The sequence below is a fragment of the Lacipirellula limnantheis genome (genome assembly GCF_007746075.1).
GTDB lineage: Bacteria > Planctomycetota > Planctomycetia > Pirellulales > Lacipirellulaceae > Lacipirellula > Lacipirellula limnantheis.
The window spans coordinates 347,659-366,813 of sequence record NZ_CP036339.1; the positions used below are offsets into that span (position 1 = coordinate 347,659).

The following is a 19,155-nucleotide window of genomic DNA, read 5'->3' on the forward strand; positions in this document are numbered from 1 at the left end:
CGTGGCCGGAACATTCGTCCGAATCGCGCCAAGTGAGCCTCCGCACCAACGCGCGGCGATCGACGTAGGAGGAGCGTCGGCGAGAAGGCGCCGGCAGGGGTGGCTGCGGGAGAATCTCGTGAGCCGCCCCGCGAGACGTCGATCGGGACGCAGCATTTTAGGGCCGGTCGAGAACCGCGACAACCCGCGTTGAGGCTTGGGAGGGGGCCCGGGAGGCTCCCTTTCGGCGCTGCAAGTGCTATCCTACCAATAGTTAAGAGCGGCTGTGGGCACGCCGGGGCGATGGTTGCCCCCGACGAGCCGACCGCCGTACCATTTAGCCGTCATCCGCATTGAAGCCGCCGGCTCCGCCGGTGGACGAAGTGTCGTGGCCGTCCGCTATCCAAATTCGTCCACCGGCATAGCCAGTGGCTTTTAATTCGACCCCCTCCCGCAGCGGCCACTGGCCGCCGCGCTATTCCTGCTAAGGCTACCGATCCATGGATCAACCGAAGGATGCTCCCAAGACCGCCAAGAAGCCAGCTGACAAGAAGGCCCCGCCGCAGAACAACAACATGTTGTGGTACCTGCTGGGGCTTGGCGTGCTGCTGCTCTTGCTCGTCACCGTCTGGCAATCGCAGAACAAGCTGACGATCCAGTGGAGCGACCTGGAAGCGCTGCTTGCCGCGAGCAATCCGGACGCACCGAAGGATGCCGACGCCTATATCAATTTTGAAGATAAGACGGTGAAGCCCCCGGTGCAGTACCGCCTCAAGGACCCGACCAATATCCGGGTTGGCGCCGCGGAAATCACGGGGACGGTCTCCGCGATGCACAAGCAGGCTGCCGTCGATGGCAAGGAGAGCATCCTCGATCCGAACATCCAATGGTCGAATGAGGCCCCGATGACGTTCCGGGTGTCGGCCAACCCCTACACGACAGCTCGCGCTCTGAAGATGTTGCGCGAGAACAAGATTTCCGATTACAGCATTGAAGAACAGCCAAGCCAGTTGCTGGCATACATTCCGGTGCTCGTGTTAACCGGCATGTTCGTGATGTTGATGATCGTCATGCTCCGCCGCATGGGCGGGGCCGGTTCGCCGATGGCCTTCGGCCGCAGCCGCGGCAAGCTGATCGCCCAGGAAGACATCGAAGTCACCTTCGACGACGTCGCCGGCATCGAAGAAGCCGTCGACGAGCTCCGCGAAGTGGTCGACTTTCTGAAGAACCCCGAACGCTACCACCGCCTCGGCGGCCGCATTCCGAAGGGCGTGTTGCTCGTCGGCCCTCCTGGTACGGGCAAGACGTTGCTCGCCAAAGCCGTCGCCGGCGAAGCGGGTGTGCCGTTCTTCAGCCTCAGCGGTTCGGACTTCGTCGAAATGTTCGTCGGCGTCGGCGCCGCCCGCGTGCGCGATATGTTCCAACAGGCCGAACAGCGCGCACCGTGCATCGTCTTCATCGACGAGCTCGACGCCCTCGGCAAGACTCGCGGCAGCGGTCAGATCGGCGGCCATGACGAACGCGAGCAAACGCTCAATGCGCTGCTCGTGGAGATGGACGGCTTCGGCACCAACAGCGGCATCATCATCATGGCCGCGACGAACCGCCCTGAAACCCTCGACCCCGCCTTGCTCCGCCCCGGCCGGTTCGACCGCCATGTGCTGGTCGATCGCCCCGACGTCGGCGGCCGCGAAGAGATCCTCGAAGTCCATTTGCAGAAGATCAAGGTCGACGAAGACGTCAACGTGAAGCAGGTCGCTGCGATCACCAGCGGCTTCGTCGGCGCCGACTTGGCGAACATCGTCAACGAGGCCGCCCTCCTCGCCGCTCGCAACGGTAAGAAGGCGGTCGGTATGCAGGAGTTGAACGAAGCGGTCGAACGCTCGAGCGCCGGTCTCGAAAAGAAGAGCCGCATCATGCAGCCCGAGGAGAAGCTGCGCGTCGCGTACCACGAAAGCGGTCACGCCCTCGTCGCCTACTCGCTGCCGAATACCGATCCGGTGCACAAGGTATCGATTATCCCGCGCGGGCTCGCCGCCCTCGGGTACACGATGCAGCGGCCCGAGCAAGACCGGTTCCTGATGACCCGCAGCGAACTCGACAGCCGCATCCAGGTGCTGCTCGCCGGCACGGTCGCCGAAGAAATGGTCTTCGAAGACATCAGCAGCGGCGCCCAGAACGACCTCGAACGGGCCACGGAAATCGCCCGCAGCATGGTGATGGACTTCGGCATGAGCCGCCTGGGTCGCGTCAACTTCCGCGAAAGCCATCGCAGCCCGTTCCTGGCCACCGGCGGCGACTTCGGTCGCGCCAGCAGTCACAGCGAGCAGACGGCCCGCGAAATCGACGAAGAGGTGAAGCGCATCCTCGACGAAGGTTTGGAGCGAGTTCGCCACATCCTTAGCGAACGTCGCCACACGCTCGAAGCGGTCACGAAGGCGCTGATGGAGCAAGAAACGATCGACTCCGACGCGCTGCGACGGATCATCGACGAAACGACCTCTGGCGCCCGCATCGTCCCCGGCACCGCCGCCGAACCGAAGCGTCCCTCGCGGATCAAAGCGGAAGATCCGACGCCCGTCGCCGAAAAAGACGCCGGCGGAATGTAAGTACGCATCATGGGGTCGGGGACCTTTTGCCACTGGGAAGTCCGCCAACGATGGAGCGTCCCTAGTGGCAAAAGGTCCCCGACCCCGTTCGCTATCCTGACTTGATCAAACGATCGGTAGCCAGGAACTAATCCTCCATGTCAGCGCCGAAGTTTATTCTGGCGCCAACGAAGGCCTCGACCTCGCTGCGGATGGCGCCCGGCACGGCGACCTCCAGATAGGTCGACTTGCCGGTTCGGAGAATGAGACGATTGGGATACTCTTCGTGCCAGGAGGCGTGAAGGAAGCGAGACCAGGGCAACGCCCGGCGATCGACGATGACTCCCAACTCGCCGAGCTCGACTAGGCCTGTATAAGCCCAGGGGCGAGAGACGTAATCGATCGCTGCGACGACGAGCGCGCCCACGAAAACGCCTGGAATGAGTACCGGAAGGAACATTCCACCTGATCCTCCGCCGAAAGTCGACGTGCTAAACATGTGGGTCGTCGCATACGCTCCGAAGATGGAGTAGAGCAACATTCCCCACGCGCAGAAGATGCCGAGGATTGATCTTCTGGGGAGATTGACCTCTCTGAGCACGAAATGCAGTGGCCCGGCAGCGACTTTTCGGCGAATCGCTCTCGACCATTCGAACCAGCCGAACAGGGCGACGACCGAGATGATTCCGACCCATAAGGCCAAGACGGGCATGCGGGCTTCGGGGCGCGCCTGGCGATAGAAGGGCCCGATCGTCGCGGCGAGAAGGGCGATGCCGGTGGTCAGGATAAGCATCGCTCGAAGGGGGAATCGCATGCCCGGCGGGTGCGTTTCGTCGGCAGTATTGACCGTCGTCATATCAGCACTTTCGCTTTGCCTAAAAGCCGGGGCCGAGTTTTCTTTCGTCCTTCTCAAACCGCATCTTCGTCCGCACGAACGCCTCGACGTCGGTTTTCATGGCATGAGGCACGACGGCGGAGTAGGTCCGTTCGCAACCGTACAGCATGAGCCAATTTGGGAGCAGGTGATGAAAGGAGGCTCGCTTGAAACTGTCCCAGGGTAGTACGCGGCGGCGTACGATGATGCCCCGTTCGCCGAGCAAGACCGGTCTCACGTGAACGAACGGTCGATAAATGAAGTGGAGGGCAGAGGCCAGCAAGAAGCCGAAATAGATTCCGGCGCTCATTCCGACGATGCTCTCCGAAGGGTTGATCCGGCGAATCACTTGAATCGTAAACGTATAGATCGCCAGGAGCGAAAAAAGCAGCAGCCCCCACGCGAAGATGATCGTCACAAACGAGGCGTTCGGCAGATCGGGCCGCCGCAACGCAAAGCGAATCGGCCCCGCCATCGCCAGCCGCCGCGTGTGACCGCGCCACTGGAACCACAGATAAGCGGCGAGGACGGCGAAGAGCGTCAGCCAGAAGGCAAGCAGCGTCGCACGCGATTCCGGGGCCGCCGCGCGGTACGCCGGCCCAAGCACGGCCGCCAGTAGCGCCGCGCCGCTGGTGACGAGCAGCATCGCGCGCAGCGGGAACCGCATCCCCGGCTCCGGCGGCGACGAAGCTGCGGTCGGCTCAAAGGCATGCAGTTCGGCGTCGCTCCTCATTCAAACCGCCTCGCCTTCGCCGTCATCGGCTTCTTGGACGACGGCAACTCGCGCCTTTGGATCTGGAATCGTCAGCTCCGTCTTCTCGCGGATGAAGGCCTCGACGGCGTCGCGGAGCTCAGCGGGGACGGCGAGGAGCAGGTCGCCGCGAGGCGCCAGGCGCTCGGTGAGCCTAAGAACGCCCGGCCGATCGGTTTCCCATCGCCAGGCGCTCAGTTTGCTCCAGACGACCTCCCGCCGCAGCGACCAGACGCCGCGCTCGCAGAGGAAGGCCGACCGCTTGAGCAGCAGCGGCAGCAGCCCGTAGCCAAGTATCACGCCCATTACGATGCCGCGTGCGGCGACGCCCAGCCATTGCAACGTCGTGCCAGACGCGAAACGATCCGACAGCATCGTGACGTGTCGGGTCCCTGACGAAAGCCACAGCAAAATGAGCGCCAGTGCGCCGACTCGCACCGCTACATCGCGCCATGGTCGTCGGCGAAGGAGCGTCACGCGCCAGTGAGCGCAGCCCATCAACGGGTTGGGCGTCATCATCGCCCGCCAGCGCCTCACGAAGCTCGACGCTCCGATCACGAGCGTGAGCGTCCAGTACGCGGCCAACGACTGCTGCACTTCCAACGACTGCCGCCGAAAATACGGACCCGCCAGCGCCGCTAGCAGCGCTAACAGCGACATCGCCGCCAACAGAGCCGGCAACCGAAACCGAACGCCCGTCGCATCATCCGAGTTGTCACGAAGTAAATTGGACATAACCAGTTTCGTCTTCACCTAGCCCCCGGTTCTTCAAACCGGGTGGCGAAGCGGCAAGTCATCAATTGACAAAGTCTTCCCGCGCACAAACGCCTCCACCTCGCCGCGCACGTCATTCGGCACATCCAGATAAATATCGCCGTCCAGCCGCCGAAGTTTCATCACCCCCGGTCGATCGGCCACCCACTCGGCGTGGCGAATGAACTTCCAAGGAGCCCTAGTGGCGCCGTAGACGCCATTTTCGCACAGGTAGATCGGTCGCCTGAGGAAATAAAGGACGAATCCCCCGAGCATAAATCCATGCGCCCCGCCCATCAGCAGCGGAGCAAACGGAACGCCGCCGAACGTCAGATTATCGCGGCCCCGCGCGATGACCGTCGATTGGCTTCCAACGATGGCGACGATTCCGACGAGCGAAAAAAACATCACCAGCGGACTTCCCGCGACATGCCAACGCCGCCGCCCCGTCGCCCAGCCGACGCAAGCAACGGAACCGGCTCCCGCCGGCAGTTGCCACGATTGACGCCAATTCAGCCATCCGCCGTAGGCGCCAAACAACAGAACGACCGTCCAATAGACGATCAATCTCGTTTGAGCTGGGCCGCTTTGCTGCCGCCAATACGGCGCCGCGATCGCAGCCGCGACCGCGAAGATCGTCGTCACGACCAGAATCGTTTGCAAACGAAAACGAATCGTCGGATCGGGCGGCGGAGGATTCAATTCTTCGGACATGACGATCTAAGCAACAGACGTATCGGCAATGCGCGTTTTCGCACGAAGTAAAGATTCAACCTTATCGCGCAACGAGGGCGGCACAATTAGTGAGTAACGCACAGTCGTTGACCAAGTCGAGATCTGCAACTGATCGCGAACCAAGGCGTGCCAGCGCACGGTACTGATCTGATGCCAGCCGATAAACTCATCGCCCGCAAGCAAACCATTCTCGGCAAGGCAAACCGGCCGGAGCGACATGATGAAATTGAAGATTTGCGAGGCTGCGATGCTAATGAATGGCAGCATGATCAAACCTTCAATGGCAGTTGGGCCCCACGATTTCGGCAGCCCTGTTTGAACCGAGTTGATTGTCTCCAGCAAACGATTGGCGGGTATTAAGAGAAAGAGCGTCCAAAGCAACGGCAACCTTCTCCATGCATTCCACAATGGCTTGGCCTGACGTAGGACGAAATGTACTTCTCCCGCCGCGTGGACGTCTCCGCGCCGCTGTCGCCAATGCCAACCGACCGCCAAAGCGATGCCTGCGACGTCTAAGCTCCACTGAATGAGCACACTCGGCCGAGACTCCACCGGCGCGCGTCTGGCTAGCGCGCCCGTCGCCGCAGCCAGCAGCGCCAGCGCAGTTGTCGTCGCCAGCACCGTCCGTAGAGGGAAGCGGAACGTCGAATTAGGCAGCGGCTTAATCTGTGCATCGGACATGGCGGTTCCGATTGTAACGCCCCGGTAGCGACGGGGCGGCGGCTGGTTCGGTCGCGCAAACTTTTCCGCAATTTTCTAGACGCCAATGCAACCGCAATCAGAATGAGGGTATGGCTCACGCCCCTCTTCATTCTGCGGCCGAATCCGGCATTGGCGTTCGACTTCTCCTGGCAGGAGTGGCGATCGTGGTGTTGGCTCAGTTTTGGTCGGCCGTGCCCTTGGCTGGAGCGATCGCGCTGGTCGCCTGGGGGACGGTGCTGAACGTCTCGCAGCGGCGCGAACTGCTGATTCTCGCGGCCCTGATCTACACGCCGCTGGGAATTCTGGCGGTGATGTCGCAGGTCGACCTGGCGATGGATTCGTCGCTCGCCTGGGGACTATTCGCCGGGCTCGATGCGGCCTTGGCGATGACGTTGCTCTATCACCTGGCCTGCCGGACGGGCGACCTACTCGCCCGCCGGTGACTCCCTGGGTATGCTCTCGCCCCCCCAGGCGTGAGCATGCAGAAGTGCCGGAAGACCCAACTCACTCCCCATGGGCACGAAGGAGTACCGGCGAGACCATGCCACCCATCGCCGACGGCCATGATAATCGAGCAGGTTGCAGCTTGCTTTTGGCCACTCAAATCGAGATAATGGACATCCGTTCATTGAATCGTTCTTTGGCAACTTCATCGCGAAAGCTTCGCCAACTGGTTTTCATTCGAGGCAGGCAGCGTGGCGATATGCGCCAGCACAAGCCGATTTCCCATGTCGAACCGGGCGACACGAGCACGTTTTTGTCGCGACAGAAACGACACAATTCCATTTTGTCGTCCACGTAAATAGCAATCGTGCAACGGTTTAACGTCGATCGATTTCTGTCGCCAAAAATCGATTTGACGCCAAGCGACCGCAAGCGACAGAAAGCAGCGAGCGTGGCATGGTCTCGACGGTACTCCGCCGTGACCATGCGAAAAAAAGAGGAAGAGCGAAAAACCAGGCGACGAAGCCAGCCTTCCCTACCATTTCTCTTCCTTGGCGCCCTTCGTGCCCTGGTGGTTCGCCTTTCTCGCCGGTCCGGGGGGTGGTTGACCCGCGGCTACTCAATCGGCGTCGCCCCCGGAGGAGGCGTCCCGCCGCCGGCGCGGACATAGTCGCTCCGGTTGTGGGCATATTCGGCGGCCGACGGCAGGTTGTCAGGCAGGGCAGCGTCAGCGGGCTGTTGAGCCTTGTCGAACAGCCGCTGCAAGAACGGCCGGCACCACCCGCAACCCGTGCCGGCGCCATAGCACTCCGCCAGCTGGCCGGCCCGGCGAGGGCGTTCGATGCGAATAAAGTTCTCGACCTTCCGCCGACTCACATGGAAGCAGAGGCAGAGTTCGTCGTCGAGTTCCATGGGCCTTCTCGCTTCTGGCTGCACGCGAGGTTTTTGCAATCCGCAGACCCGCCGCAGCTTCGCACAGCAGAGCAGATTTTCCTAGCTAGCACCATGCGGGGGACCGGCGGTTGCGGCAATCTCTTCGCAAGCTGAACGGCATCGGCGGCCGATCATTAGGACGTGCAGCTTTCGCGACCACGGGGCCACGCCATGCGCCTCGTTGGTTGGCGAGCATCAGATTCGCTCCCACGCATGGGCGAGGAGCGGGCGGCAGGGAGGCCGATGAGCGACATGCATTGGAAACGACGACGCCCGCGGTGGCCCTACTGGGTCGCCTTGGGAGGTCTGTTTTTGTTGACGTTGGCCGCTCCGTGGTCGTGGCACCGGACGCGCACGGCTCGGCTGCGCGCCGCGGCCGACGGCAAGTCGCACGCTCCGACCGAGGCTCCCGCCGCGCCGCAGAAGCCGGCCAAACCGCCGGCGCCGCTCTACCCGACCGTGCCGCCGCTGGCCGCGCCGACGGCGCCAGAGCCCGAGCTTTCGGGTCCGATGGTCTTCGCCGACGACTACGTGGCGGTCGACGAACCGCTGGTCGAGCAGAAGGAAACGCAACAAGAGGTCGCCGCCGTCGAGCCATTCAGCCTGCGGGCGAAGAACCGCAGCGTGCTGATCAAGAACGCGGCCCCGCCGGCGGCGCCGACGATCTTCAACAAGCAGTCGCTGGTGAAGGTGCGCGACGCGATTCTGGCGATGGTGGAACAGGCTCGCCAGGCTCAGACCGCCCAGCCGCCCGCGACGCCGGCCGGCGAACGGCCGATCGAACCGAGCGTCGAGAACTCGCTGACCTTCACCAGCCCGATGCGGGTGGTGGTGGAGAGCGAGCACGATCGCCTGGCCATGATTCCGCCGAAGGAAATGCGGATCGCCGGCGGACCGGAGGTGTTTGCCGACGCGAATCCGCCGCGACCGACGGAGCCTCTCGCGCCACTGGCGAAGCCGGCGCTGCAGCATCGTCCGACGGCGCTGATTGCCCAACTCGAAGCGCTGGCGGCCGGCTCGCCGGCGTCGCCGTGGGCGCAACACGTTTTGGCGCGCATCGAGCAACTGACTGACGTACCGGCGCCGGCCGACCACAATTGGCAGCCGACCATTGTCGAGCTGCGTCAGCTCGCTCAGCATGGATTCAACCAGGCGCTGCAGGTGACCAGTCCCGCGGACAAGTCTTCGTGGGTGCGAGCGAGCCGTTCGCTGGAACGCCGCCTGCCGGTTTGGACGCTGCTGGTCGACCGACAGTTCATGAGCCAGCAGGCCGCGTCGCTGAGCGATGCGCTCAACCAGAACGGGGGGCTGCTGCAGGCGCTAGGCGAGGTCGCTGCGTTGACGGCGGGCTCGGAAGAAGGCGCCACATGGCGGGAATACTTGCGGATCGACGACGTCGCTGGGCTCGCGAGCGTCGGGGGCGACGATTACGACGAGTCGCGGCGCGCGGTGGCGCGCGACGTGCTGGTGCGCATCGACGACCCGTGGCTGACGGCGGCGCAGCGGCAATTTTTGGCCCAGCCGCAAATCTCGAACCTGGCCGTCGAACTGCGCCCGTGGGCGAGCGGCGAAGCTTCGGTCGATACCCTAGCGGCGTTCATGGAACGATACGAAGCGACCGGCGCCCTCCACGACGCCGATGCCATCGCGGAGCTCCGGCTGCGGATGAAGTGGTCGGCCGACCCGCGTCTGCAAGCGCTGGCGGACGAATTGAATCGCAATTACCGCAATGCGAACATGCGGGTCGCCTTCTCGGGCGAGTTGATGAACCGAATGATTCCGCCGCAAGAAGTCCGCAAGGCGCCGGTGCGGAGCCGGATCGTCGGCGCCGACGTGCGGGGGCGTTCTGAAACCGATACGCAGGTCCACGTCCGCTTGATTCCGGATCCGACCGTGTGGCGAATCGGGCTTGAGGCGGCCGGCAACGTCAATTCGCACACTGTCTCCGAAACGTGGCCCGCCAAGCTGCGCAACCGGAGCACCATGGAGTACGAAGCCCGCAAGCTGATCATGATCAACCGCTTCGGGCTGCACGCCTGGCCCGCCGAGGCGCAGGCCGACGGGCGGACGAGCCTGGTGGGGATCGACAGCGGTTTCAGCTCGGTGCCGATTCTGGGAACCATCGTCGAAAACGTCGCCCGCGAGCAGCATCAGCAGAGCCGCGGGCAGGCCGTCGCGCAGGTGAAGCATCGCGTCACCAAGGAAGCCCGCGAGCGGATGGACGCGGAGACGGAACCGAAGCTGGCCAGCTTCGAAGCAAGGTTCCGCGAGCACATTCTGGAGCCGATGACGCGGTTTGCCATCGTCGCCGAACCGGTGGACATGAGCACGACCGAAGATCGCGTCCAGGCGCGCTTGCGACTGGCGACCGAGCAGCACTTGGGCGCCCATACGCCGCGCCCGTCGGCGCCCTCCGATAGCCTGGCGAGCTTCCAACTGCACGAGTCGGCGTTTAATAACGCGCTGCGCGGGCTCGACCTGGACGGTAAGCGAATGACGGTCGCCGAGTTGCATCAGGCGCTGTCGGAAAAGATCCGACGCCATGCGGAAGCGCCGCCGGCCGATCTGCCCAAGGCGGCGAAGGTCGAATTTGCCAAGAATGACGCCGTACGCATCATTTGCCACGGCGATCGGATCGAATTGATCTTGAATATCGTTGAACTACGGCATGGCCGCGATAACATCCGCGGCGTTGGGGTGCATGCCTTTTTCCGGCCCGAGGTCGATGGGTTGGAGCTGAAGCTGGTCCGCGACGGGTCGCTGCAGTTCAGCGGAGCCCACTTGCGCACCGGTCCGCGGATGGTGCTGCATAGCGTGTTCGGCAAGATGCTGCCGAAGGATCAGGTGCTGCCCGTGCTCGCGGCGAAGCTGAATGAAGACCCGCGCTTTGCCGGACTGATGGTCACCCAGCTGGTGATCGACGACGGCTGGGTCGCGGTATCGATCGGGCCCGCGCTGCCCAACCGCACTGCGTGGCGGACGCGGACGGTGGATGTGAGGTAAGTGCGGCCTCCGGGTCAATAATGGACGGCGTCGCCGGCGTCGAAGTCGGCTGGTATACTGCAACGATCATGTCTACCAGCGATTTCCTGCATCGATACCTCGAGCCCGTGGCCTTGGCGCTGACGCCGCAATCCGCGCGCGCGATTTTGGCCGTGAAGCCGATGCCGACGGACGTGGCGCGGATCGAGGAACTCGGTCGGAAGGCGAATGAAGGCATCCTCTCGGACGAGGAGAGAGATGAGTATCGCGCCTACGTCGATGCCGGCGATATGATTGCGATCCTCAAAGCCAAGGCTCGATTGACGCTGGCTCATCAGACGGACCAGTGATCATGGCGAAGGAAGTTCGCGAATTTGTCAGAACGCGAGCGACCGGTCGTTGCGAATATTGCAGACTGCCAGAGGCGGTCGATGAGTGGCCTTTTCATGTGGAGCACATCGTTTCCCGCCAGCATGGGGGCGATTCTGAGATCGAAAATCTCTGTTGGGCCTGTAGTCGCTGTAATTTGAACAAGGGTCCGAACCTCGGGAGCATCGATCCCACTTCCGGCGATCCCGTGCTGCTCTATCACCCCCGTAAACAGCTATGGTCGGAGCACTTTCTAATGGACGATGGCAGGATCGTCGGGATCACGGCAATCGGGCGAGCGACCGCGCGACTGCTGGGAATGAACAGCTCCAGTCGAATTGAATTGCGGCGGCGGCTGGGAGACCTTGGCGAGCTTTGACGAAGTCGCGCCCACGAGCTGGAATGCGGCGCCAAAATGACAGTCTTTTCGGGCCGTTTTAAGGCGTCATTGCCAACTTGGCGGCTGCCAAAGTGACGCTCGTCGTCCCGTTTTTCCTCGCGTCATTTTCTAACCCCTCATCGAATTTGAACTTGCGCAGGGGGACACGTCGAAGCCGCGGTCGCGGCACGCTCCTTGCTATTTCGCTAGTCGACCACCAATGCCTGCTCACCACCGGACCGCGGCCGGTAAGGCAGACACCAGTTCAAATACGCAGCAACGTTAAAGGAGGGATATTATGAGAACGACGACCAACCGTGTTCGCGACCTGTTGCCCGCCAATCTCTCGCAGTTTGAATCGGTCTTCGGACCGTTGTTTCAGCACGCTGGCGGCGTTCAGGCGTTTCATGTGCGAGCGAGCGTTTGGGAAGAAAGCGGCTCGTACCATGTGGAGCTCGACGTTCCGGGCGTCAGCCGTGAGCAAGTCGACATCACTTACGATAAAGGAACGCTGCGGATCACGACCGAGCGTCCGGCCCCTGAGGACCAGAGGTCCGGCTTGGTCGACGAGCGCCGCTACGGGAAGGTGACGCGGACTGTCGCTCTGCCGGAGTCGATCGACGTCGATTCGATCGCGGCCGAGCTGACCAACGGCGTGCTGCACGTCACCGTGGCCAAGAAGCCAGAAGCTCAGCCGAAGCGAATCGAGATCAAGTGATCTTGATCGCGACGACGTTGGCGAATGTAGACGAGGCCGCGGCAGACATGCCGCGGCCTTTGTCGTTGGTAACCGCGGCTCAACGAACCGCCGGAGCGGGGAGGTCGGAAACAGGAAACCGCCAAGGCACGAAGGCGAGAGAGACGCGTTAAGGAAGAAGAAGGGACAGGAAGTTCAGGGATGCTCTGGCGTCGCCATTCGGCTTCCTCCTCGCCCCTTTCTCTGCATTCCTTCGTGCGTCATTGTGCCCTTTGTGCCTTCGTGGTTAGTCTCGCCGCGAATCAAGCCGTTCCGTTCGGGCTGTGACCGGCGGATTTCGGCGGCTGGCCGCGGGGGCGTTGGGTACGGAAATTGCCCTTTTCCACTCTTGAATGGCTTCGGGGGCCGTTCGGTGAGAGGCATTGGCGCGGTCGTTTCGGCTTCGAATGTCGACCACTTCCCTCCTTGCCCGGTTTTGCTTGCCGCTTGAATGGCGGCGTGTTATAAGCGCTAATGAGGGCCGGCTACCGTCATTGGTCGCCGAGCGACCATGGGAACATCATCGAGAGCAGAGGCGGCGTCGCCGGCGGTAATGACACGCGTGACTTTACGGGTGCTCGACGGCGCCGACCGAGGCCAAATCTTCGAGGAACTCGAAGCTCCGGTGACCATCGGCCGCGAAGAAGGGAACTCGGTTCAGCTCAATGACGAGCGGATCAGCCGCTTCCATATCAAGATCCAGGAAGATCAGGGAAAGCTGGTCCTAACCGATCTCGAGAGCACCAACGGCACACGCGTTAACGGCGAGGATACGCAACTGCGGATCCTGCGATTTGGCGATGTGATTTCCGTCGGCCGATCGGTTCTCCTCTTCGGGACCCGAGACCAAATTGCCCATCGGCTCGAGGAATTGCGGAACGACGGCATTTCCGAGACGAGTGAGTTGATGGCCGAAGAACTCGCAAAGCGGGTGGACTCGAAGTCCCTCAGCTTTGAACTCCATATCGGGGCCTCGGAGGACTTGCAGAGCACGCTGCACATACCGGCGCCTCCGGAACTTCCGACGCAGTTAAGCCCCGGCCAGGCGGCGCAGGTCTCGGAGATTTTGGAATATCTCCACCTCCGGACTCGTCAGCTCGTGCAGACGGCCGAAATCGACGAGCAGCAGGCCAAGGCGGTGATTCCCCTGATGCAGTGGCAGGAACTGCTCGACGTCCAATCGCAGCTGGCCGAATACCTGCGGGCGATCGGCGATCCTGAGGGGGAGTGAGCCGACGTTCGGCCCTTCTGGGCGGAGCGAGGAATCTGGCGTCGCGAGGGGCTAAATGCTTCGCTCCGCTCAGAATGACCTCTGGGTTGATCCCGATTTTCTTGACAGCCGCCGCCCGCAGGACGATGATGCACGCCGCGGGGTCGATCGGGGGGATCGGCCTGCGTTCTCTCTCACTTGCCGCGGTGTTGCTGATCGCTTGACCCTGGCCTCTTGATCTATTCGGTCTTCGGCTCGCTTCGCAGTTTTTATGCGGGTCGTTTCTAGCGGATGGCGCTTTTCGCGAAACGAATGCGCCGCAGCTCGTGCTTCGCTCGCGCCAGTGACAGATGTTTGTCCGTCGCGGCTCGTAGAGATGGCATTGATGGGATGACTTCAATGATGAGACAACTTGGTTACACAATCGCGGCGTTCGCCTGTATTCTCGCGGCAGCCGCGACGCACGCCGACGAAATCCTCGACTGGAACGCGACCATTCGAGCCGTGGTGCAGCAGAATGCGAGCCACGCGAATCCGGGGTGGTCGACGCGCGCGATGGCGATTACCAACAGCGCGATGTACGACGTGCTGATGGGCTTCGAGCGAACGCACCAGCCATTCAAGCACACGACGCTCGCGCCCGCCGAAGCATCGCAGCAAGCGGCGGTGGCACAGGCGGCTTATCAGACGCTGATGTTCAGTTATCCTGGCGAGCAGCCGCTGCTGGATGCCGCCATCGCGGCAAAGCTCAACGCCATCCCCGACGGACCCGCCAAAACCGCGGGCATCGCTTACGGCAATCAGACGGCGCAGACCTACATCGATTGGCGCACCGGAGACAACGCCGACGCTGTCGTTCCCTACACGCCGGGAACGAACCCAGGCGAATGGCGACCCGATCCTCTTCATCCGAATCAATCGGCATGGGGCCCGGCTTGGGGAACGCTGAAGCCGTTCATTGTGACCAGCAGCGACCAGTTCCCGATGGATCCGCCGCCGGCGCTCGATAGCAACGAGTACGCCGAGGCGTTCAACCAAGTGAAAGCGTTGGGCAGCCTCAACAGCGCGACGCGCACCGACGACCAGACGGACATCGCTATCTTTTGGGCCTATGACCGGCAGGCGATGGGGCCGCCGCCGGTGTTGTTCGATCGCAACTTGCAGGATATCGCCCTGGCGATGGGCAACACCGAACGCGAGAACGCGCGGTTGTTTGCCATGGCGTCGGTCGCCATGGCCGACGCGGCCACGGCGGCGTGGGATGCGAAATTCGAGGACAACTATTGGCGGCCCGTCACGGCGATTCGCGCAGGGAGCGCCGACGGCAACGACGCGACCGAGGGCGATCCCGATTGGAAGCCGCTTGGCGCGCCCGGCAATGATCCGAACGACTGGTCGGATGATTTCACGCCCCCTTTCCCCGCCTGGCCTTCGGGGCACGCAACCATGGGGGGCGCCCTGTACGAAGTGCTGCGTGATTTTTACGGCACGGACGACGTGAACTTCGTTCTCAATTCCGCTGAATCGATGCCGTCGGGAAACACGACGCGATCGTTCACCTCGTTCAGCCAGGCGGAATCGGAGAATGGCATGAGCCGCGTCTACATGGGGGTCCACTGGATCTTCGACGCCGAGGATGGGATCCAGCTGGGGAACGACATTGCCGATTGGGTCGGGGCGAACGCGTTTCAAGCGGTGCCGGAACCTGCCGCTGCGGGATTGCTGACGATCGCCCTGGTTGCGGCGACCTTGTCGCGCCGGCGGGAAGAAAGATGAACCACCAAGGCACGAAGGGCACAAAGACGCACTCAGGAAGACAAGACAGGGAATGATTAGCAAGGCGACTGGCTTCGTCGCCCGATTTCTCGCTCTTCTCCTTCCTTGCATTCCTTTGTGTTTCTTCGCGTCCTTCGTGCCTTGGCGGTTAGTATTTTGAACCGCTCCGGCGGCTCGTTGAGCCGCGGCTGCCTGCGGCGGTACAATGACGGGCGTTCGTTGTCCGAGCATGCAGGAGGCTTCCTTTGTCCGCGCCGTCGTTCGTTCATCTTCATTGCCATAGCCATTACAGTCTTCTCGACGGCGCCAGCCCGATCAAAGGGCTGGTCGGTCGCGCTAAAGAGCTGGGAATGAACGCGCTGGCGCTCACGGACCACGGCAATCTGTACGGGGCGCTCGAGTTCTACAAGGCGGCGAAAGAGGCGGGCATCAATCCGGTCCTGGGGTACGAAGCCTACGTCGCACCGGGGAGTCGGTTTGATAAGAGCGGCGCACTGAGCAGCAAGGAGGCGACGTACCATCTCACGCTGCTGGCGAAGAACAAGATTGGCTTTCGCAATCTCATCAAGATGGCGAGCCGAGCGTATTTGGAAGGGTTTTATCACAAACCTCGCATCGACCGTGCGCTGCTTGAAGAGTACTCCGAAGGAATTATCTGCCTGAGCGGCTGCGTGAGCGGCGAGTTCAGCCGCGCGCTGCTGAAAAGTAGTTCCGGCAAAGTCGGCGGCGGGCTGGTCGAGGAGCAAATCGAAAAGGCCCGCGAGATCGCCGCGTGGTTCCACAACGTCTTCGGCGACCGGTATTTCATCGAGATTCAGGACAACGGCCTGGAGATTCAGCGACTCGCGAAGGAGGCGGCGATCGAGGTTGCCAACCGCATGGGACTGCCGCTGGTGGCGACCAGCGACGCCCACTATGTGCGACAGGACGACGCGGTCGCGCAGGACGTACTCCTCTGCATTAACACGGGGAAGTTTCGCACCGACACGAACCGGATGAAAATGGAGGGAGACCAGTTCTTCCTCCGTAGCGCGGATGAGATGTTCACCGCCCTGCCCGACCAGCAGGAAGCGCTCGCCCGTTCGCAGCAGATTGCCGACTCGGTCGACATCGACCTGGAACTCGGCAAACGGTACTTTCCCACGTTCGAGGTTCCCAAGGAAACCAATTCGCAAGACTATCTGCGGCAGTTGGTGATTGCCGGGCTCAAGGAGCGCTACGCCAAACGCCCTGACCGGTGGAGCGCGGCGGGGGAACTCTCCAAAGAGGTGATGGATCGGGTCGATCGCGAGCTCGGCGTCATCAACAAGCTCGGGTTTTACGACTACTTCCTCATCGTCTGGGACTTCGTGCGCTTCGCGGTCGAGAACGACATCCCCTGCACGGCGAGAGGTTCAGGCGTCGGTTCGCTCGTCTGTTACGCGCTGAAGCTGAGCCATGTTTGCCCGTTGGAGTATGACCTGCTGTTCGAACGGTTCCTCGACGAAAGCCGGCTCGAGGCGCCTGATATCGACATCGACTTTTGCAAGGAACGCCGCAGCGAGGTCATCGACTACGTCAAACGGAAATACGGCGACGCAAACGTGGCGCAGATTGGCACGTTCGGCACGCTGGCGGCGCGGGCCGCGATTCGCGACGTCGGCCGCACGCTCGGCATGCCGATTTTCCGCGTCGACCAAGTCGTCGGCATGGTGCCCGATCAGCTTGGCATCTCGATCAAGAAGGCGCTCGAAACGAGCGACGAGCTGAAGAAGACCTACGAGGGCGATCACGAAGTTCGTGAGCTGATCGACCTCGCACAGAAGATTGAAGGTCTCGCGCGCAACGTCGGCACGCACGCCGCGGCGGTGGTGATCGCGGCCCGGCCGGTCGATGAGTTCGTGCCGCTGCAGCATGTGAAGGGCAAGACCGACGTCATCACCCAGTGGGCGATGGGCGACGTCGAAGCAGCCGGCCTGCTGAAGATGGACTTCCTCGGCCTGCGCAACCTCACGATCCTCGCCAGCAGCGTCGCGCTCATTGAAAAGTCGCGCGGCGTGCGGATCGATCCGTACGCGTTCCCGCTCGACGACAAGCCGACGTTCCAGTTGCTCTGTCGCGGAGAAACGAAGGGCATCTTTCAGCTCGAAAGCGGCGGCATTCGCGACTTGCTCCAGCGGATGAAGCCCGACCACTTCCGCGACATCATCGCCACGAACGCCCTCTACCGGCCAGGTCCGCTCGAAGGCGGCATGGTCGATCAATACATCGAAGTGAAGCATGGCCGTAAGCCGGCCGAGTATCCGCACGAAGTGACCGAAGAGATTCTCGCCGAAACGCACGGCGTGATGGTGTACCAAGAACAGGTCATGCGGATTCTCAACAAGCTGGGGGGGATCAAGCTCTCCAACGCGTACACCTGCATTAAGGCGATCAGCAAGAAAAAGCTGCCGATGATCGCCAAGTACAAGCAGGAATTCATCGACGGCGCCAAGTCGCTGGGACTGGATGAGAAAAAGTCGGACGAGCTCTTCGGCATGATCGAGAAGTTCGCCGGCTACGGTTTTAACAAGAGTCACTCGACGGCGTACGCGCTCATCGCGTACATGACGGCGTACTTGAAGACGCACTACCCGGTCGAGTTCATGGCGGCGCTGTTGTCGTGCGATATCTCGGGCCGCAACTTTAAGAGCAAGGATCCGCTGGTTGAACATATTGAAGATTGCCGGCGGATGAACATCGAGGTCTTGCCGCCTGACGTGAATCAGGGCGATCCCGAGTTCACGGTGGAAGACGGCAAGATCGTGTTTGGCCTCAGTGCGATCAAGACATGCGGCGGCGCGGCTGCCGAGGGAATCGCCGCCGAGCGAAAGAAGAACGGACCATTCACGAGTATTTTTGATTTTTGCGAACGGGTCGACGCCTCGCTCTGCAACCGGGCGGCGATCGAATCGCTCATCAAGGCGGGGGCCTTCGACAAACTCGGCGGCCACCGAGCCCAATACATGGCCGTCCTAGACAAGGCGCTGCAGGCGGGCGCCGCCGTCGTCGCCGACCGTCGGGCCGGTCAAAAGGGCCTCTGCTTTGACGAGGACGACGACGAGGAACAGGCCGCCACGGCGGCGTCGCTCCCGGAGGTAAACGTCTGGACCGAGAAGGAGCAGCTTACGCAAGAGAAGGAAGTGCTGGGTTACTACCTGTCCAGCCACCCGCTGGCGGAGTTCGAGCAGACGCTCGGAACCTTTTGCACCCACACGAGCAAGACGATCGGCGCCCTTGCCCACCGCGACGAAGTGCTGCTCGGCGGCATGATCGCGGCGATCAAGTTCTCGCACACCAAGAACCCCCGCCCAGGCAGCGTCAACACGAAATACGCGATGTGGGACCTGGAGGATATGGACGGCATCACCCGTTGCATCCTCTGGCCCGAGCAGTTCGCCATCTGCGGCGAACACGTCGTCGCCGACGCAATTCTTGGCGTCCGCGGCAAGATCGACCGCCGCCCCGGAGCCGAGGAAGTCAACCTGATCGTCGATGAACTGATTCCGCTCAGCGAACTTTCAGAACGCTATGCCACGGGCGTGATGATTCGCGTGCGCGAAGCCGAGCATGGACAGCGCGGGCTGGAGCAGCTGCGCGAAATCTTGCGCGGCTATCCCGGCAACAAGAAGCTGCGGCTCAGGCTCGACCTGGCGGCTGGCGGGCAGGTGTGGCTCGACAGCAAATGGCCGGGGTTGGAATTGAATCCTGAGTTGCGCGAGCGCGTTGAGGGATTGCTCGGGCCCGGGAGTTTGGCGCTGCAGGCGACGAAGCCGAAGATGCAGTCGGGAGCCGATCAGAATGGGCGACGATCGCGACAACCGGCGCGTACGTAACGCATTGGCTGGGGTAGCCGTGAAAAGGCGCAAGATTCGCAATGGCCTGAGGCTCTAGACACAGAGCCAGTCGGCGTCGACGAGCAGCCG

15 protein-coding genes are annotated in these 19,155 nt (G+C 62.2%); 9 read left to right on the plus strand and 6 right to left on the minus strand.

The genetic code is table 11. From position 1 onward, the window contains the following. Nucleotides 1-479: 479 nt before the first annotated feature. Nucleotides 480-2,588 (plus strand): ATP-dependent zinc metalloprotease FtsH, encoded by a 2,109-nt coding sequence (gene ftsH / locus I41_RS01385; RefSeq protein ID WP_145430257.1) that lies wholly within the window; start codon nucleotides 480-482, stop codon nucleotides 2,586-2,588. A gap of 127 nt (nucleotides 2,589-2,715) precedes the next feature. On the opposite strand, the gene I41_RS01390 is transcribed toward ftsH, so the two are convergent. Genes I41_RS01390 through I41_RS01410 form a run of 5 tightly spaced genes read right to left on the minus strand, consistent with a single transcriptional unit; the run spans nucleotide 2,716 to nucleotide 6,361 of the window. Beyond that, complete coding sequence (locus I41_RS01390) at nucleotides 2,716-3,423, minus strand: hypothetical protein (RefSeq protein ID WP_145430259.1); 708 nt, start codon at nucleotides 3,421-3,423, stop codon at nucleotides 2,716-2,718. A gap of 19 nt (nucleotides 3,424-3,442) precedes the next feature. After that, the gene (locus I41_RS01395) at nucleotides 3,443-4,174 is read right to left on the minus strand and encodes a hypothetical protein (protein ID WP_145430261.1); all 732 of its coding nucleotides are present in this window, start codon (nucleotides 4,172-4,174) and stop codon (nucleotides 3,443-3,445) included. After that, nucleotides 4,175-4,927, minus strand: coding sequence for a hypothetical protein (locus tag I41_RS01400; protein ID WP_145430263.1), 753 nt, complete (start codon nucleotides 4,925-4,927; stop codon nucleotides 4,175-4,177). It lies immediately after the preceding gene. Nucleotides 4,928-4,960: 33 nt separating this feature from the next. After that, nucleotides 4,961-5,659 carry a hypothetical protein gene (locus I41_RS01405; RefSeq protein WP_145430265.1) on the minus strand — a complete coding sequence of 233 codons (699 nt, stop codon included), beginning with the start codon at nucleotides 5,657-5,659 and terminating at the stop codon, nucleotides 4,961-4,963. A 6-nt stretch (nucleotides 5,660-5,665) separates the two neighbouring features. Further along, complete coding sequence (locus tag I41_RS01410; protein ID WP_145430267.1) at nucleotides 5,666-6,361, minus strand: hypothetical protein; 696 nt, start codon at nucleotides 6,359-6,361, stop codon at nucleotides 5,666-5,668. Nucleotides 6,362-6,471: 110 nt separating this feature from the next. On the opposite strand from I41_RS01410, the gene I41_RS01415 reads away from it, so the two are divergent. Next, the gene (locus tag I41_RS01415) at nucleotides 6,472-6,825 is read left to right on the plus strand and encodes a hypothetical protein (protein ID WP_145430269.1); all 354 of its coding nucleotides are present in this window, start codon (nucleotides 6,472-6,474) and stop codon (nucleotides 6,823-6,825) included. Nucleotides 6,826-7,441: 616 nt separating this feature from the next. On the opposite strand, the gene I41_RS01420 is transcribed toward I41_RS01415, so the two are convergent. Next, on the minus strand, nucleotides 7,442-7,738 hold the full coding sequence (locus I41_RS01420; protein WP_145430271.1) for a (2Fe-2S)-binding protein: 297 nt from the start codon (nucleotides 7,736-7,738) through the stop codon (nucleotides 7,442-7,444). A 264-nt stretch (nucleotides 7,739-8,002) separates the two neighbouring features. Here I41_RS01420 and I41_RS01425 point away from each other — a divergent pair, with 264 nt between their 5' ends. From I41_RS01425 to dnaE, 7 genes are all read left to right on the plus strand, one after another. Further along, entirely contained in the window at nucleotides 8,003-10,762 is a 2,760-nt protein-coding gene (locus tag I41_RS01425) for a hypothetical protein (protein WP_145430273.1), read from the plus strand. Nucleotides 10,763-10,782: 20 nt separating this feature from the next. After that, on the plus strand, nucleotides 10,783-11,091 hold the full coding sequence (locus I41_RS01430; protein ID WP_145430274.1) for a hypothetical protein: 309 nt from the start codon (nucleotides 10,783-10,785) through the stop codon (nucleotides 11,089-11,091). A 2-nt stretch (nucleotides 11,092-11,093) separates the two neighbouring features. Further along, nucleotides 11,094-11,489, plus strand: coding sequence for an HNH endonuclease (locus I41_RS28420; protein WP_145430276.1), 396 nt, complete (start codon nucleotides 11,094-11,096; stop codon nucleotides 11,487-11,489). Between the two features lie 298 nt (nucleotides 11,490-11,787). Next, a complete protein-coding gene (locus I41_RS01440; protein WP_145430278.1) occupies nucleotides 11,788-12,207 on the plus strand; it encodes an Hsp20/alpha crystallin family protein in 420 nt (139 codons plus the stop codon). Nucleotides 12,208-12,778: 571 nt separating this feature from the next. Beyond that, nucleotides 12,779-13,456: an FHA domain-containing protein gene (locus I41_RS01445; protein ID WP_145430280.1), complete on the plus strand. Its 678-nt coding sequence runs from the start codon at nucleotides 12,779-12,781 to the stop codon at nucleotides 13,454-13,456. Nucleotides 13,457-13,834: 378 nt separating this feature from the next. Further along, on the plus strand, nucleotides 13,835-15,211 hold the full coding sequence (locus I41_RS01450) for a vanadium-dependent haloperoxidase (protein WP_168206603.1): 1,377 nt from the start codon (nucleotides 13,835-13,837) through the stop codon (nucleotides 15,209-15,211). 245 nt (nucleotides 15,212-15,456) lie between these two features. Further along, nucleotides 15,457-19,065, plus strand: a complete 3,609-nt coding sequence (dnaE, locus tag I41_RS01455) for a DNA polymerase III subunit alpha (protein WP_145430283.1) — start codon at nucleotides 15,457-15,459, stop codon at nucleotides 19,063-19,065. Nucleotides 19,066-19,155: the final 90 nt, after the last annotated feature.

What these genes read in the sequence shown, in the direction of transcription:
- ftsH (WP_145430257.1), top strand. Translation starts at nt 480, where the DNA reads ATGGATCAACCGAAGGATGCTCCCAAGACCGCCAAGAAGCCAGCTGAC.
- I41_RS01390 (WP_145430259.1), bottom strand. Translation starts at nt 3,423, where the DNA reads ATGACGACGGTCAATACTGCCGACGAAACGCACCCGCCGGGCATGCGA.
- I41_RS01395 (WP_145430261.1), bottom strand. Translation starts at nt 4,174, where the DNA reads ATGAGGAGCGACGCCGAACTGCATGCCTTTGAGCCGACCGCAGCTTCG.
- I41_RS01400 (WP_145430263.1), bottom strand. Translation starts at nt 4,927, where the DNA reads ATGTCCAATTTACTTCGTGACAACTCGGATGATGCGACGGGCGTTCGG.
- I41_RS01405 (WP_145430265.1), bottom strand. Translation starts at nt 5,659, where the DNA reads ATGTCCGAAGAATTGAATCCTCCGCCGCCCGATCCGACGATTCGTTTT.
- I41_RS01410 (WP_145430267.1), bottom strand. Translation starts at nt 6,361, where the DNA reads ATGTCCGATGCACAGATTAAGCCGCTGCCTAATTCGACGTTCCGCTTC.
- I41_RS01415 (WP_145430269.1), top strand. Translation starts at nt 6,472, where the DNA reads ATGGCTCACGCCCCTCTTCATTCTGCGGCCGAATCCGGCATTGGCGTT.
- I41_RS01420 (WP_145430271.1), bottom strand. Translation starts at nt 7,738, where the DNA reads ATGGAACTCGACGACGAACTCTGCCTCTGCTTCCATGTGAGTCGGCGG.
- I41_RS01425 (WP_145430273.1), top strand. Translation starts at nt 8,003, where the DNA reads ATGAGCGACATGCATTGGAAACGACGACGCCCGCGGTGGCCCTACTGG.
- I41_RS01430 (WP_145430274.1), top strand. Translation starts at nt 10,783, where the DNA reads ATGGACGGCGTCGCCGGCGTCGAAGTCGGCTGGTATACTGCAACGATC.
- I41_RS28420 (WP_145430276.1), top strand. Translation starts at nt 11,094, where the DNA reads ATGGCGAAGGAAGTTCGCGAATTTGTCAGAACGCGAGCGACCGGTCGT.
- I41_RS01440 (WP_145430278.1), top strand. Translation starts at nt 11,788, where the DNA reads ATGAGAACGACGACCAACCGTGTTCGCGACCTGTTGCCCGCCAATCTC.
- I41_RS01445 (WP_145430280.1), top strand. Translation starts at nt 12,779, where the DNA reads ATGACACGCGTGACTTTACGGGTGCTCGACGGCGCCGACCGAGGCCAA.
- I41_RS01450 (WP_168206603.1), top strand. Translation starts at nt 13,835, where the DNA reads ATGATGAGACAACTTGGTTACACAATCGCGGCGTTCGCCTGTATTCTC.